The organism is Algibacter sp., from assembly GCF_039977455.1.
Classification (GTDB): Bacteria; Bacteroidota; Bacteroidia; order Flavobacteriales; family Flavobacteriaceae; genus Algibacter_B.
On sequence record NZ_JBDWDG010000016.1, the window covers coordinates 150209 to 165843 of the forward strand.

Below are 15635 nucleotides of genomic sequence, written 5' to 3' on the forward strand. Positions count from 1 at the left end.
TATGACATTTATCAGGTTTTACTATAAAACAACGTTAAAAAACCACAATCGACACTAAAAGTTCTTTAAGCGTTACTTTTTAACAATACATCCCTATATTTTTGCTTCACATTTTCAGGTACAGCAATGCAGAAATATAATATAAGTAAAAGTAGTTCCTTTTATGCTATAGGTTTAAGTTACAAAAAAGCCGATGCAGATATTAGAGGACATTTTAGTTTGGATGATGACTCTAAGCTTACGTTGCTTAATCAAGCAAAGGAAAATGCTATTGAAAGCTTAGTAGTTACTTCAACTTGTAACCGAACCGAAATTTATGGTTTCGCCCAACATCCTTTTCAACTTATAAAACTGCTTTGTGATAATACAAGAGGCACTGTAGATGAATTTCAAAAAGTAGCATACGTTTTTAAAAATAAAGAAGCCATTGCCCACATGTTTCGTGTTGGTTCTGGTCTTGACAGTCAAATCCTTGGTGACTTCGAAATAATTAGTCAGCTTAAAATTAGCGCTAAACTATCTAGAAAATTCGGCTTGCTAAACCATTTTACTGAGCGTTTAGTAAATGCTGTTATACAAGCAAGTAAACGCATTAAAACAGAAACCGCTATTTCCTCTGGTGCTACATCCGTATCATTTGCTTCCGTACAATATATTTTCAAGAATGTTGAAAATGTTTCAGATAAGAATATATTATTATTCGGAACAGGAAAAATTGGCAGAAACACTTGCGAAAACTTAGTAAAACACACCAAAAATGAGCACATTACTTTAATTAACAGAACCAAAGATAAGGCAGAACAAATAGCCGGAAAATTTAATTTATTAGTTAAAGATTATGCTAATTTACAAGAAGAAGTTAGTACGTCTGATATATTAATAGTAGCCACTGGCGCACAACGCCCTACTATAGATAAACACCTTATACAAACTAACAAACCGCTTTTAATTTTAGATTTATCAATTCCTAAGAATGTTAATATAAATGTTCAAGAATTAGATAATGTATCATTAGTACATTTAGATCATTTATCTCAAATTACCGATGAAACCTTAGAGGCTAGAAAAGCACATATTCCTTCCGCGGAAGCGATTATAGAAGAAGTTAAAGCAGAATTTAATGGCTGGCTAGAAACTAGAAAGTTTGCTCCAACCATTAAAGCTTTAAAACATAAATTATCGGATTTCGCTAGTGCGGAATTAAATACCCAACGCAAAAAAAACGCTGATTTTAATGAAGCGCAAGCCGAATTAATTAGCAATAACATCATTCAAAAAATCACTAATCATTTTGCTCATCATTTAAAAGATGATGATGTCTCTACTGATGAAAGCCTGGAACTTATTAAAAAAGTTTTCCAATTAGAACCGTCTACAAAAAATGTCTAAAACCATAAGAATTGGTACGCGCGATAGTGAATTAGCACTATGGCAAGCCAAAATAGTACAAAAATTACTCGAAGAAGCTGGTCATAAAACCGAACTCGTACCTGTAAAATCTACAGGCGATTTAGTTTTAGATAAACCCCTTTATGAACTTGGTATCACCGGTATATTCACTCGGACATTAGATATTGCTATGCTGAATAACGATATCGATATTGCTGTGCATTCCTTAAAAGATGTGCCAACAGTTTTACCAAACGGAATTATACAAGCTGCCGTTTTAAAACGTGGTAATGTAAACGATACATTGGTTTTTAAAAACAACGAAGAGTTTTTAGGATCTAGAGACGCCGTTATTGCAACAGGTAGTTTACGTCGCCGTGCGCAATGGCTAAACCGTTTTCCAACACATACCATTACAGAACTACGTGGTAATGTAAATTCACGTTTGCAAAAACTTGAAGATAACGACTGGAACGGTGCTATTTTTGCCGCTGCTGGTATTGGTAGAATTGGAATAAGACCAGAAGAAGCTATTAATTTAGATTGGATGATTCCTGCTCCTGCGCAAGGTGCTATTATGATTACAGCTTTAGAAGAAGACGATTTTACAAAAGAAGCCTGTGCAGCATTAAACCACGAAGAAACAGAAATTTGCACTACTATAGAGCGCGAGTTTCTAAACAAACTAGAAGGCGGTTGTACAGCTCCAATTGGTGCTTTAGCATACATTAAAGACGAAGAAATCAACTTTAAAGGCGTATTGTTAAGTCCAGATGGTACCAAAAGAATAGACGTTACCAGAGTTAAAAAACTAGGTGAACATAACGATATGGCCCAGTACTGTGCCGATTTTGTAATTGAGCGCGGTGGTAAACGTTTAATGGATAAAATTAAAAATTCAGACAGAAAAACAAATGTATATTCTACAAAGAGTTTTACTGAAGACCAACGTTTACTGTTTCATGAAAAAGTAGTTGCTGAAAGTTCAGATTTTATTAAAATAAGTTTGAATCGTATTGCGCCACGACTATTAAAAAATGAAATCGAAAATGTAGTGATTACCAGCAAAAACGCGGTAGAATCTTTAACGACAAACTACTCGGCAGTAGAATTACAATTCAAAAACATTTACTGTGTTGGCCGAAGAACCAAACGTTTAGTAGAAAATAAAATAGGTAAAGTAAAGCACACCGAAAAGAATGCCAAAAAACTTGCTGAATATTTAATCGATTATATTGAAGGTACCGAAGTCACTTACTTCTGTAGCGATTTAAGATTAGACGATTTACCTAACATCCTGGAAGAAAACAATATAAAAGTTAACGAAATAGAAGCGTATCAAACTAAGTATGATGGTGTAAAAATTGACGACTCCGTGGAAGCTGCCATGTTTTACAGCCCATCAACCGTTGAAAGTTTTGTTAAAGCAAATAACACAGAAGTCATTGCTTTTTGTATTGGAGAAACCACAGCTAAAGAAGCTAAAAAACATTTTACAGATGTTAGAGTTTCAAAAGTACCAACCGTAGAGAGTGTGATTGAGTTGGTTAATGAGCATTATGTGTAATGTTTGTTTTTCCTGATCAATCAGGAATCCATTTTACTATAATTTAAGTTACAATTAAACAGATTCTTGCCTTGGCAAGAATATAAATAGATATGATAAAAAACGATTTATTTTTAAGAGCATTAAAAGGAGAAACTGTTAACCGTCCACCAGTATGGATGATGCGTCAAGCAGGTCGTTACCTTCCAGAATTCATGGAAATAAAGGCTAAATACGATTTCTTTACACGTTGTCAAACGCCAGAATTAGCAAGTGAAATCACTGTACAACCTATTCGTCGTTACGGTATGGATGCTGCTATTTTATTTAGCGATATTCTAGTTATTCCTCAAGCCATGAATATTGAGGTACAAATGAAACCAAATTTTGGCCCGTATTTACCAAACCCTATCCGCTCACAAAAAGACGTCGATAACGTAATTGTTCCAGATGTAAAAGACGCTTTAGATTACGTTTACCAAGCCATAAAGGCAACCAAAGAAAAACTAAACGACGAGATTCCGTTAATAGGTTTCGCTGGTTCGCCATGGACTATTTTATGCTATTGTGTACAAGGTCAAGGCAGCAAAAATTTTGATAAAGCCAAAGAATTCTGCTTTACAAATCCCATTGCAGCTCACCAATTACTACAAAAAATTACAGACACAACTATTGCTTATCTTAAAGAAAAAGTAAAAGCAGGATGTAACGCTGTTCAGGTTTTCGATTCTTGGGGCGGCATGCTTTCACCAGTCGATTATCAAGAATTTTCATGGCAATATATCCAACAAATTATCGATGCCTTAAAAGACGATGCTCCGGTTATCGCCTTTGGCAAAGGGTGTTGGTTTGCGCTCGACGAAATGGCTAAATCTGGTGCTTCTGCACTTGGTGTAGACTGGACCTGTTCTGCGCGTAATGCACGTTATTTAACTGGCGGAAACATTACGCTACAGGGTAATTTCGACCCAACCCGATTATTTTCTCCTCCAGCCGAAATCAAAAAAATGGTACACCAAATGATTAACGAATTTGGTAAGGATAAATACATTGTAAACCTTGGTCACGGTATTTTACCAAACATCCCATTAGATCATGCCAAAGCATTTATCGATGCCGTAAAAGAATACGGAAATTAAAATATATTGGGCGTTACCTACTTTTTATGTAACATTAGGTTTTAAAAATCTACTTATCGTTTTAAAAAGTAGGTCGGGCTTTCTCCGCTTTATCTTTTTTGCTTTTAGAAGCAAAAAAGGATACCACTGCAATCCCTAACGCAAAACTAACGTTATGATTAAAACCATCATTTCAGGAATTAAAGCATACTTCGGGGCTTATAGTTTAATTTCAAAATTAAAACTTTGGAAATATTTTGCTATCCCTATGCTAATTAGCCTAGTAACAGCCATAATTGTTTTTGGTTCAGCTTACGGATTATCTGACAATGTTGGCGCCTTCATATCAAAAATTTGGATTTGGGATTGGGGTAAAGAAACATTCTCTACAATCAGTAATTTTATTGGCGGATTATTAATTGTGGTTATTGGTCTCATCCTTTTTAAACACATCATCATGGCGTTATCTGCGCCATTTATGAGTCCCGTTTCCGAGAAAATTGAAGCCCACTTAACAGGAAACGCGCCGCATTCACATCGAAACACATCCTTTACTCAACAACTTTGGCGCGGTATTCGAATTAACGGAAGAAATTTATTGATGGAATTATTATTAACCATTCCAATTCTACTCTTAAAATTTATTCCAGTAGTCAATATCTTTTCAACCATCTTACTTTTTATGGTGCAAGCCTATTATGCAGGATTCGGAAATATAGATTACACCCTAGAACGCCATTTTCAATACAAAGAAAGCTTACTCTTTGTTCGAAAAAATCGTGGTTTAGCTATCGGTAATGGTATCGTCTTTTTACTATTTTTACTAATTCCTATAGTTGGAGTCATTTTAGTATTACCGTTATCAGTGACCGCGGCATCAAAAAACACGATTGAAGCTTTACAATTAAAAACACCTAAAATTCATGGTTAAAAAAATTATACTATCACCATTTCAAAAATTTGTTAAAATTGAAAGTTCTAGTGGTATTTTACTATTGTTAGCAACTATTTTGGCTCTCATCTGGGCTAATTCTTCATTTTCTGAAAGTTACCAGTCCCTTTGGCAATATAAAGTAGGTATTACTACAGAAAGTTTCGAATTAAACAAACCACTTATTTTATGGATAAACGATGGTTTAATGGCTATTTTCTTCTTCCTAATAGGTCTAGAAATTAAACGTGAATTTCTTATTGGCGAATTAAATTCCGTAAAAAAAATAGCATTCCCCTTGTTTGGTGCTTTAGGCGGTATAATTGTTCCTGTGTTGTTCTTTTTTATTTTAAATCAAAACCCGGAAACTGTTAAAGGTTGGGGTATTCCAATGGCAACAGATATTGCGTTTTCTTTAGCACTATTAAAAGTGCTTGGAAACAAAGTACCGTTAAGTCTTAAAATATTTTTGACAGCATTTGCTATTGTTGACGACTTAGGCGCGGTTCTCGTTATAGCCTTGTTTTACAGTAGTAATATTCAATTGGGTTTATTAGGAATTGCTTTGTTACTGTTACTAGTTTTATACTTATTATCCTATAAAGGGTACTACTCTAAATTTATAATGATCTTTTTAGGAATCATCATTTGGACTTTATTTTTAAAATCTGGAATTCACCCAACATTAGCTGGAATTTTATTGGCTTTTTCCGTTCCAATTCGTCAAAAAATTAAAACACCAGAGTTTATTGACAATCTAGTAACTATTACTAACAATATAAAACAAGCCTCGATTTCAAAACAACCTGTTTTATCAAAAGAACAAATTCAAGAAATTGACGATTTAGAAGATTGGACCAACAAATACCAATCACCACTACAGCACCTAGAGCATGGTTTACACGATTGGGTGGCTTATTTTATCATTCCTTTATTTGCTTTGGCTAATTCAGGCGTTATACTTAGCAGTGGTATGGATATTGAAATGGCCTTAGTTATAAACATTAGTATTTGTTTAGTACTAGGAAAAAGTATTGGTATAACTGCCATTATTTTTATTGCTAGGAAATTAAAACTTATTGAAATTCCAACCGATATTAGCAATCAGCAAATTGTTGGCGTATCCTTTTTAGCTGGTATTGGTTTCACAATGGCTATTTTTATTGCAAGTTTAGCCTTTGTTGACAGTCCAAAATATATAGATTCTGCTAAAATTGGTATTTTAATTGGCTCTGTTATTGCAGCATTAATAGGTTACATTATTTTACGTTTTAAAAAATAATAATGAAAGATAAATTCTATCAATACATACAAAATTTACAAGACACTATAACCTCAAAACTTGAAGCTATCGATGGTAAAGCCAAATTTCAAGAAGATGTTTGGAAACGACCAGAAGGTGGCGGCGGACGCACCAGAGTTATAGAACACGGAAAGGTTTTTGAAAAAGGGGGCGTTAATATTTCTGGGGTTCATGGTAAATTACCAGATTCTATGCAAACGTATTTTGGTGTAGAGGATGCCGATTTTTTTGCTTGTGGATTAAGCTTGGTTTTACATCCTAAAAACCCAATGGTACCAACTGTACATGCCAATTGGCGTTATTTCGAAATGTATGATAAAGACGGTAATATTGTAGACCAATGGTTTGGCGGCGGACAAGACTTAACACCGTATTACTTGTTTGAAGATGATGCTAAACACTTCCATAACACCTGCAAAACAGCTTGCGATAAGCACAACCCAGAATTTTATCCTAAATACAAAGCACGTTGCGACGAATACTTCTATAATACACACAGAAACGAAGGTCGTGGCATTGGTGGTTTATTCTTCGATTATTGCAAAACAACCGATGCTATGACCATGCAAAACTGGTACAATTTTGTAACCGAAGTTGGCGATAGTTTCCTAGAAGCTTATGTTCCTATTGTTGAAAAACGTAAAGCTTTACCATTTACAGAAGCACAACGTAATTGGCAAGAAATTCGTCGCGGACGCTATGTAGAATTTAATTTAGTACATGATAAAGGCACCCTTTTTGGTTTAAAAACCAACGGTCGTATAGAAAGTATTTTAATGAGTTTACCACCACATGTACAATGGGTTTACGACCACCATCCGGAAGCTGGAAGCGAAGAAGAGAAACTTATTAAAGTATTACAAAACCCCATAAACTGGGTTTAATAAAACTATTATGAACTGTTACTGCGGAAGTTTAAAATTCTATTCAAATTGCTGCGAAAAAGCGCATAAAAACATGTCTGAAGCTAAAACTGCAGAACAACTTATGCGCTCCCGATATTCTGCTTTTGTAACTGCCAATGGTGATTATTTAATGGAAAGTCACCATGCTTCTACCCGACCAACAAAAGAAAAAAATTCTATTGTAAAATGGGCAAAATCTGTAGAATGGATAAAATTAGAAGTTCTGGAAAGAGAAAAAGGCACAGAATCTGATAATGAAGGTACCGTAACGTTTCAAGCCTACTTTTACGAAAAAGGAAAAGTAGATATTATTTATGAAAAATCTGCTTTTGTAAAAGAAAATGATAATTGGTTTTACTTAGGGCCAATTAAATAATTACTTCCAAACAACAACCTCTTTCGAAACTTCTTTAAACGCATTATAAACGTGAAATAACCTTGCTTTTAATAGTAATTTTCGTCCTTCAACTTGTCTAGTAAACACGAGTTTATTTCGCCCTACATATTTTGTCCAATACCTTTTAAAAACCAGTGCATTTTCTTTCTTGTTGCCAAAACTTTCAGGTACAGGATAAAAGTTTTCTACATTAAGTTGTTTTCTAAAAAAATTAGTCTTTATTATTAAATATCTAAGCGAATCAATAGGATTTAAAATCTCTGTTAATGCCTTTGAGAACAAAGCGTTTTCATAATTATTAGCACCAACCAAACTACAAACCACATCGCCTTTGTTTAAACGTTGCGAAACCACCTCGATATGGTTTATTTCGGTATTTAAAAACTTTAAATCATGTAAAGTATGGAGAATCGCTAAACCTATTTTACGAATCTTTTTATGCAAATAGCCGTAACGTAAATACAGTACAACTGCTTTGTATAATTTATAGCCAAACCTTAATATAAAAGCGCCCATAAAAGCATAAATAAAATAGGTAACACCTCTGCTAATTATAAGTTGCACACCTTCAAGAATAAACTCAAAATAAAACCATAGTATGGTTAGCGATAGTTCGGCTACAAAAAAGCGAACCACATCAAAAAAATAAACACCTTTTTGTTTTTCAAAAGCTTTATCGCCTTGATGTAACAACCTAACTTGTTTAGTTAATTTAGTACCGCTGCCAATAGAGGCTTCCCATTGTTTGGTAATTATTGGTCTATGACTCGATTTTTCTAGAGTTTGCTTATTAAGTTGATCGATATCTTCAACAGTAATAACCTCTGGAAAGTTAAGGCGATCAAAACCATTTGATATAAACGGAATTGAGGTGTTTGTAATACCAACAAAAGCTTCGAAACGGCGTTTTAAAATATCTATTTCGCGTCCGCCATCTGTTGCCGTTGGATCTATACAAGCTAAATGCCATACATTTCCCGTTTTATTTGGTTTATTAGCATCCTTTCGGATGGCACGTCCACGCATTTGGTTTGAAGATACAAAAGACCCCACAAAAGAGGCTAAAATTAAACTATTTATAGAAGGCGCATCCCAACCTTCACCTAACAACGATTTTGTACCTATTAAAACTTTAATGCTTCCGTTTTCAAACAATTGCGTTATTATCTCTACAATTGATTTTTCAGCTTTACTTTTAGTATTTACTTCTAAAAAGGCGCTGTCATGTTCTAATGGACTGAATGAAAAATTATGGAGTGGCTCAATTTCCGCGAAAGCGTTTAAAATAGATTCGTGAATAATTACGACACTTCCTGTTAACACAGCTAAATCTTTGTTATGCCCACAATAGTTTTTTACATATTGAAAAATGGGTAAAACTCCAATTTTATTTACGCTTTCTATTTTTGAAAAAGGCGTGTTTAAAAACTCTTTTCTAATATAATCGGTTAAAATAACACAGCTTAAATTTGCGCCTAAAGTGGCACGTTCTGCCAAAACAATATCGACAATACTTTTTAGTTTACTTGGACTATAGGCCAAGGATTTATAAAGCAATTGCTCGCCAACAAAATTGACTTGGTTTCTTTCAAATACGTTAAGTTTTCGCAAGTCTTTTTCTAAGGTTGACAGATAGTCTTCTTCTTTAATTAATTGATCTCTATCTGAAACTAACAGGTTTTGAAGTAAAATTTCTAACCACTCTAAATTCAATTCTGGAAACTGAATGTTTTCACCTTTTTTAAATCCTAAAATCTCTAATTTTTCTTGTGCTATTAAAATTCCGCAGGCATTTAAAAAAATTAAAATAGACGAAAAATAGGATGTATTCGAGTAAATTTCATGGAGATTCACTTTAGGGTTCTTATAAAACCTATGGTTTTTTAGAAGCGCTATAAAGGCTTCATCATGCAATAAATCATCATGAAATTTCGAGATTTTCTGTCGGTATTCAACAATGAAATTAATTTCTAAATCGTTGGGTTTCGAAAAATACACAAAATCTTGATGCGGACATAAATCGTTTTCTTTTACTAAATCGGGTACAGCAATTTCATCGTCTACCTCGCCACACAATGTAAAGTATTTGGTAAGCTCACTTCGGCTACTGTCATAAGGCGGTGTTGCGGTTAATGCAACTACAAAAAACGAATTACGGTTTTTTAAAGCCATAAGGCATTTCCACCAGACACTTTTTAAATGATGCGCTTCATCTAAAACTACGGTTTCTATATTATGGGTTTCGAAAAATTTAAAGAAATCTTCCTTATCTTCAAAAGATTTATAAAGGGCATGAAGCGATTGGTAGGTTGAAAACGTAATATCACTAGGCGATTTTATATTAAAGGAACAGGCCCAAAAACTCTTATTTTTGGTAAAAAACTCTTGCAGTCTACTTTCCCATTGATTCCGTATAGTTAGCGTAGGCGCTAAAACCAATGTCTTTTTGCCTAATCGTCTTAAAATTTCGATTCCTAAAATGGTTTTTCCCGATCCTGGAGGTGCAATAACATGAAAATGATAGTCTAAAATATGACTATCAAAATTTTTTAATAAGGTTTCCTGATAACTTCGCCAAGGGAACTTAAATTCTAAAACACTTAAGGATTCTTGCAACAGAAAAACGAGTTTTAATGATTAACTTTGTATCTGATAAAAGTAAGCATTATCCGTTCAATTTTACACAAATACTATGTTTCCATTACGAAGAAATAGACGATTAAGAACCAACGAAGCCATTAGAAGCTTAGTCAGAGAAACCATAATAACTCCAAACGATTTTTTAGTGCCACTTTTTGTGGTTGAAGGTAAAGGTGTTAAGGACGAAATTGCTTCCATGCCAAATTACTTTCGTTATAGTTTAGATTTACTTGAAGCCGAAGTAAAAGAACTTTGGAGCTTAGGTTTAAAATCGGTATTACTGTTTGTAAAAGTACCCGATAATTTAAAAGATAATAAAGGAACTGAAGCTTTAAACCCGAATGGTTTAATGCAACGCGCTATTAAAACCGTTAAAAATGCTTGTCCGGATATGCTCGTCATGACCGATGTGGCTCTAGATCCTTATTCTTCTGTAGGGCACGATGGTATTGTGCAAAATGGCATGATTATAAACGACGAGTCGGCTTTAATATTATCGCAAATGGCCTTAACCCACGCACAAGCTGGTGCCGATTTTGTTGCACCTAGTGATATGAATGATGGTAGAACATTACAAATTCGTCAGTTATTAGAAAACGAAGGTTTTATAAATACGGGTATCATGAGCTATTCGGCAAAATACGCCTCTTCTTTTTACGGACCTTTTCGAGATGCACTAGACTCTGCTCCTGTTGATTTGGTTGATGTACCAAAAGACAAAAAAACCTACCAAATGGATTGTGGTAATAGAATAGAAGCTATACGCGAAACCCTAATGGATATTGATGAAGGTTCGGATATTGTTATGGTAAAACCAGGCTTATCATACCTTGATATTTTACGCGATATAAAAAATGAAGTCGATGTACCTGTGGCTGTTTACCAAGTTTCTGGCGAGTATGCTATGATAAAAGCTGCCGCAGAAAAAGGTTGGCTAAACCACGACCAAGTAATGATGGAAACTACCATGGCTTTTAAACGTGCTGGCGCAGATATTATAGCAAGTTACTTTGCTAAAGATGTAGTGAAATTGATTTCGTAACTTATAAAAAAACAATTCGGTTTTATAACATGCTTAAAAATCTGTTTTTTGCCGTTTCATTGCTATTGTCATCACAATTGGCGCTGGCTCAATTAGAATATGATACACTAGAATCGGCAGGATTAAAGCCCGATTTTACCCGCACAAAAATAGATTCCATAATACAAACAGGCATTAAACAACAAGCCTTTCCGGGAGCCCAACTTTTGGTTGCTAAAAAAGGAAAAATTATATTTCATGAGGCTTACGGCTATCATACTTACGATAGCATTAACAAGGTAAATTTAAACGACATTTACGATTTAGCCTCGGTTACTAAAATAGTTGGTCCGTTACCCGCATTAATGAAACTCTACGAAGAAGGTAAGCTAGATTTAGACAAGCCTTTTAGTAATTACTGGAAACCTTGGAAACACAAAAAAGACAAAAAACATATAACACTACGTGAGCTATTAGCCCATCAATCTGGAATGCAACCCTATATTGTTTTTTTAAATAGTGTAAGCAAAAACGGAACTATAAAAAAACGCTTTGTTAAAACCGAAGCCAGCAAACGTTTTTCAAACCAAATGTATGAAGGCATTTATATAAAAAACCGTTTTAAAAATAAAGTTTTCAGAAAAATTAATCGCTCTAAGGTTCACAGGGAAAAGACCTATAAATACTCAGGCTTAGCATCCTTAATTTACCCAGAAATTATTGGGAATTTAACTGGAGAATCTTACACCGAATATTTACAAAATGAATTTTATAAGCCTTTAGGATGCGAAACCTTAGGCTATCTTCCATCAAAAAAGCACTTTAAAAACCTTATAATTCCAACCGAATACGATTCAATATTTAGAAAAACATTAGTTAAAGGCTGGGTTCACGATGAAAATGCGGCCCTATTAGGAGGGGTTTCTGGAAATGCTGGTTTATTTGGTACCGCTCTAGACTTAGCGAAATACATGCAAATGCTACTTCAGAAAGGAAATTATAATGGCTACCAATTTTTTAAACCTTCAACCATTAATGAATTTACCAAAATTCAATATCCCGAAAACAATAATCGCCGTGGCTTAGGATTCGATAAACCATTACAAGGCAATGACACCTTAAGTTTAAAGACTGCTTATCCTGCACCCAAAGCTAGTTCCAAAAGTTTTGGGCATGCTGGATTTACAGGTACTTTTATTTGGGCAGACCCAGTAAACGACATGCTTTTTATATTCCTATCAAACCGCGTGTACCCAACCAGAAAAAACAGAAATTTATACAACCAAAATATTAGAATTCATTTACAGCAAACTTTTTACGAAGCTGCAATTCGATACTAGGTACATATTTCTTTTTAGACAAAGTTATTAGAATTAAGAAAGGATTTCAATTGATTTCGTAAATTAGCCATTAACACTATAAACCTATGAGCGCATTAATTTTTTGGGCAACCATTTCCATTTTCTTTTCATTTTTATGTTCTATCCTCGAAGCTGTTTTATTAAGCGTTACACCAACATTTATAAATGTTAAAAAACAAGAAGGAAAGGACTATGCTTTAACTCTAGAAGCACTAAAGAAAGACGTCGACAAACCATTAATAGCCATACTTACTCTAAATACTATAGCACATACTTTAGGCGCAATGATGGTTGGTATTGAAGCTGAAAGTTTACCTTATAAAATTGAGTTTTGGGGTATAAACACGGTAGGTGTTGTTTCAGCAATTATGACATTTCTAATATTGGTAGCCTCAGAAATTGTTCCGAAAACTATTGGAGCTACTTACTGGAAACAATTAGCAAATTTCACATCAAAAGCACTAACAGTACTAATTTTTCCTTTAAAATGGACAGGGATTTTATGGTTATTACAATTAACCACAAAATTAATTGGTGGTAAAGGTCATGGTAGCGTTTTAAGTAGAGAGGGTTTTATGGTAATGACCGACATGGCACATGAAGAAGGTGTTTTTCAAGAAAACGAAAGTAAAATCATTAAAAACCTTTTAACCTTTAAAGAAATATTTTCGAAAAATATCATGACACCACGAACCGTTATGAAGATTGAAGCTGAAACCACTACGGTTGAAGATTTTTTTAATAAGAACTTAAACCTACGTTTTTCTAGAATTCCAGTGTATTCTGAAACCGAAGACAACATTAAAGGCTTAGTTTTAAAAGATGAAATATTTAAAGAAATGGCTTTAGGTAATGGTAGCAAAAAGTTAGCAGAACTTAAAAGAGATATTATTATTGTAGATCGTGATTTAGCAATTCCTACACTTTTTGAAAAACTTGTAGAAACTCGAAATCACATGGCTTTAGTGGTTGATGAATATGGATCGGTAAGCGGTTTAGTAACCATGGAAGATGTTATTGAAACCTTACTAGGATTAGAAATTATGGACGAAAGTGATAATGTTTCAGACCTCCAGCATTTGGCCAGAAAAAGCTGGGAAGCACGTGCTAAAAAGCTAGGTATTATTGAAGAAAACAAAACTTCAGATTAAGGAAATATTTATAAACAAACTAACACGAATGTTGCAATTAACCATTTAAAACAAACACATCAAATGGAAAGCTGCATCATTAAATCACCATTAGGATTCACTAAAATAATTGGTGATATTGATGGTATTACTTCTGTTACCGTGCTTAATTCCGAAGAAAAAATTACAGATATAATTCCTGTAGCATTAGAAGATTGCGTTATTCAACTTAATGAATATTTTAAAGGTGAACGCAAACAATTCAATCTTAAATTAAACGCCGCAGGTACAGATTTCCAAAAACGGGTTTGGGATGCTTTAGAACAAATTCCATACGGAAAAACAACATCATATCTCCAATTATCCAAACAATTAGGCAACATAAAAGCTATTCGTGCGGTCGCCAATGCTAATGGTAAAAACCCACTTTGGATTATTGTGCCCTGTCATCGAGTTATTGGTAGCGATGGCTCACTTACCGGTTATGCCGGAGGTTTACATCGTAAAAAATGGTTATTAGAGCACGAAAGCCCTTATAAGCAACAAACATTATTTTAGCATACACAGAACACCAAACATTGTAAAGAAAGAAGGAATCGTAATGGCTTAATTTTCAAAAACCATTTACATTGCCAATATAGAGTTCTTAAAAAAAACGTAGGCAAAAGGCTGTTTCAAAATAATTTCTTTTAAACCAATATATTAATTTTCTTATCTTTAGTTGCAACATTAAACTAATTAAATGAATTTTACAAAAAAGCTCCTTAAGTGGCTTGTAGCACTCTTAGTAATTCTAGTCATTGCCTTATACATTTTCGATTACGGATATATTATTAGAGGTGCAAAAATTGTCTATTTAACAGGCCACAATACAGCCTTTATAGATGATTATCCCTATTTTGAAAACGACACTATTAAAAAAGGAAATACGGTTGATGAATGGCCACTTCATAGCCAATATAACAGCGCAGAGTCAACCAATAAACTTAGTAAAGCAAACAAAGATTGGGGCACTATTGCTTATGTAATTATTAAAAATGATAGCATTTGGTTCGAAAAATATTACGAGGGTTTTAATAAAGTTTCAAAAACCAATTCATTCTCTATGGCTAAAAGCATAACCTCTGCCCTTTTAGGAAAAGCTATTATGGATGGATACATAAAAAACCTAGACCAACCCCTTAGCGACTTTTATCCGCAATACAGTTATGCTAAAACCACCGTTGGGGATTTATCGTCTATGGCATCGGGTTTGGATTGGGTAGAACATTACACGAGTCCATTTTCAGTAACAGCTAAAGCAAATTACGATGATAATTTAGCCGAAGTCATCTTAAACCAAAAAGTAGTAAAAACACCTGGAAAAGCCTTCGAATACTTAAGTGGAAGCACCCAATTATTAGGCATGGTATTAAAAAAAGCTACTGGAAAAAGTTTATCAAATTACCTATCGGAAAGTTTCTGGAAACCTATGGGAGCCGCTAACGATGCTTTTTGGCAAGTTGATGACGAAGACAACCGGTTAGCAAAAGCCTTTTGTTGTATATCTAGTAGCGCTAGAGATTTTGCTCGCTTTGGAAAATTGTACAAAGACGATGGCAAATGGAAAGGCAAACAACTTTTAGATTCGACATTCGTAAAAAAAAGTATTACACCACGTTTTAAAGAAAGTCCAGAATATGGCTATGGCTGGTGGCTAAAAAATGTTGGCGACAAACATTTTTTTATGATGCGTGGACATTTGGGGCAATACGTCATTGTGGAGCCAACAGACAATGTCATTATTGTGCGTTTAGGCCATAGAAAATCGCCCGACGAAGGTGTTGGTAAATTTACAAACGATATTACGGTGTATATTGAAGAAGCATATAAAATGATGAATAATTAAATAATC

Annotated in this window: 13 protein-coding genes; 12 read left to right on the forward strand and 1 reads right to left on the reverse strand. The window is 34.2% G+C overall.

Features of this window, described 5'->3' with window-relative positions; all coding sequences use genetic code 11:
- Positions 1-126 precede the first annotated feature (126 nt).
- The 7 genes from hemA to ABJM36_RS06705 all read left to right on the forward strand — a co-directional run bounded on the left by hemA (position 127) and on the right by ABJM36_RS06705 (position 7568).
- Positions 127-1389, forward strand: a complete 1263-nt coding sequence (gene hemA, locus ABJM36_RS06675; RefSeq protein WP_348450464.1) for a glutamyl-tRNA reductase — start codon at positions 127-129, stop codon at positions 1387-1389.
- Positions 1382-2956: a hydroxymethylbilane synthase gene (hemC, locus tag ABJM36_RS06680; protein ID WP_348450466.1), complete on the forward strand. Its 1575-nt coding sequence runs from the start codon at positions 1382-1384 to the stop codon at positions 2954-2956. The genes hemA and hemC overlap by 8 nt, the downstream gene beginning before the upstream one ends.
- 92 nt (positions 2957-3048) lie before the next feature.
- The gene (gene hemE / locus ABJM36_RS06685; protein WP_348450468.1) at positions 3049-4074 is read left to right on the forward strand and encodes a uroporphyrinogen decarboxylase; all 1026 of its coding nucleotides are present in this window, start codon (positions 3049-3051) and stop codon (positions 4072-4074) included.
- A 154-nt stretch (positions 4075-4228) separates the two neighbouring features.
- Positions 4229-4984 carry an EI24 domain-containing protein gene (locus tag ABJM36_RS06690; RefSeq protein WP_348450470.1) on the forward strand — a complete coding sequence of 252 codons (756 nt, stop codon included), beginning with the start codon at positions 4229-4231 and terminating at the stop codon, positions 4982-4984.
- The gene (nhaA, locus tag ABJM36_RS06695; RefSeq protein ID WP_348450472.1) at positions 4977-6266 is read left to right on the forward strand and encodes a Na+/H+ antiporter NhaA; all 1290 of its coding nucleotides are present in this window, start codon (positions 4977-4979) and stop codon (positions 6264-6266) included. Before ABJM36_RS06690 ends, nhaA begins: the two co-directional genes overlap by 8 nt.
- A gap of 2 nt (positions 6267-6268) precedes the next feature.
- Complete coding sequence (gene hemF / locus ABJM36_RS06700; RefSeq protein ID WP_348450474.1) at positions 6269-7171, forward strand: oxygen-dependent coproporphyrinogen oxidase; 903 nt, start codon at positions 6269-6271, stop codon at positions 7169-7171.
- A 10-nt stretch (positions 7172-7181) separates the two neighbouring features.
- On the forward strand, positions 7182-7568 hold the full coding sequence (locus ABJM36_RS06705) for a YchJ family metal-binding protein (RefSeq protein ID WP_348450476.1): 387 nt from the start codon (positions 7182-7184) through the stop codon (positions 7566-7568).
- On the opposite strand, the gene ABJM36_RS06710 is transcribed toward ABJM36_RS06705, so the two are convergent.
- Complete coding sequence (locus ABJM36_RS06710; RefSeq protein ID WP_348450478.1) at positions 7569-10205, reverse strand: DEAD/DEAH box helicase family protein; 2637 nt, start codon at positions 10203-10205, stop codon at positions 7569-7571.
- A 76-nt stretch (positions 10206-10281) separates the two neighbouring features.
- On the opposite strand from ABJM36_RS06710, the gene hemB reads away from it, so the two are divergent.
- From hemB to ABJM36_RS06735, 5 genes are all read left to right on the forward strand, one after another.
- Positions 10282-11271 (forward strand): porphobilinogen synthase, encoded by a 990-nt coding sequence (hemB, locus tag ABJM36_RS06715; RefSeq protein WP_348450480.1) that lies wholly within the window; start codon positions 10282-10284, stop codon positions 11269-11271.
- A 29-nt stretch (positions 11272-11300) separates the two neighbouring features.
- Positions 11301-12590: a serine hydrolase gene (locus ABJM36_RS06720; protein ID WP_348450482.1), complete on the forward strand. Its 1290-nt coding sequence runs from the start codon at positions 11301-11303 to the stop codon at positions 12588-12590.
- Positions 12591-12676: 86 nt separating this feature from the next.
- Complete coding sequence (locus tag ABJM36_RS06725) at positions 12677-13762, forward strand: CNNM domain-containing protein (protein WP_348450484.1); 1086 nt, start codon at positions 12677-12679, stop codon at positions 13760-13762.
- Positions 13763-13825: 63 nt separating this feature from the next.
- Positions 13826-14299, forward strand: a complete 474-nt coding sequence (locus ABJM36_RS06730; RefSeq protein ID WP_348450486.1) for a methylated-DNA--[protein]-cysteine S-methyltransferase — start codon at positions 13826-13828, stop codon at positions 14297-14299.
- Positions 14300-14483: 184 nt separating this feature from the next.
- Positions 14484-15629, forward strand: a complete 1146-nt coding sequence (locus ABJM36_RS06735; RefSeq protein WP_348450488.1) for a serine hydrolase — start codon at positions 14484-14486, stop codon at positions 15627-15629.
- Positions 15630-15635: the final 6 nt, after the last annotated feature.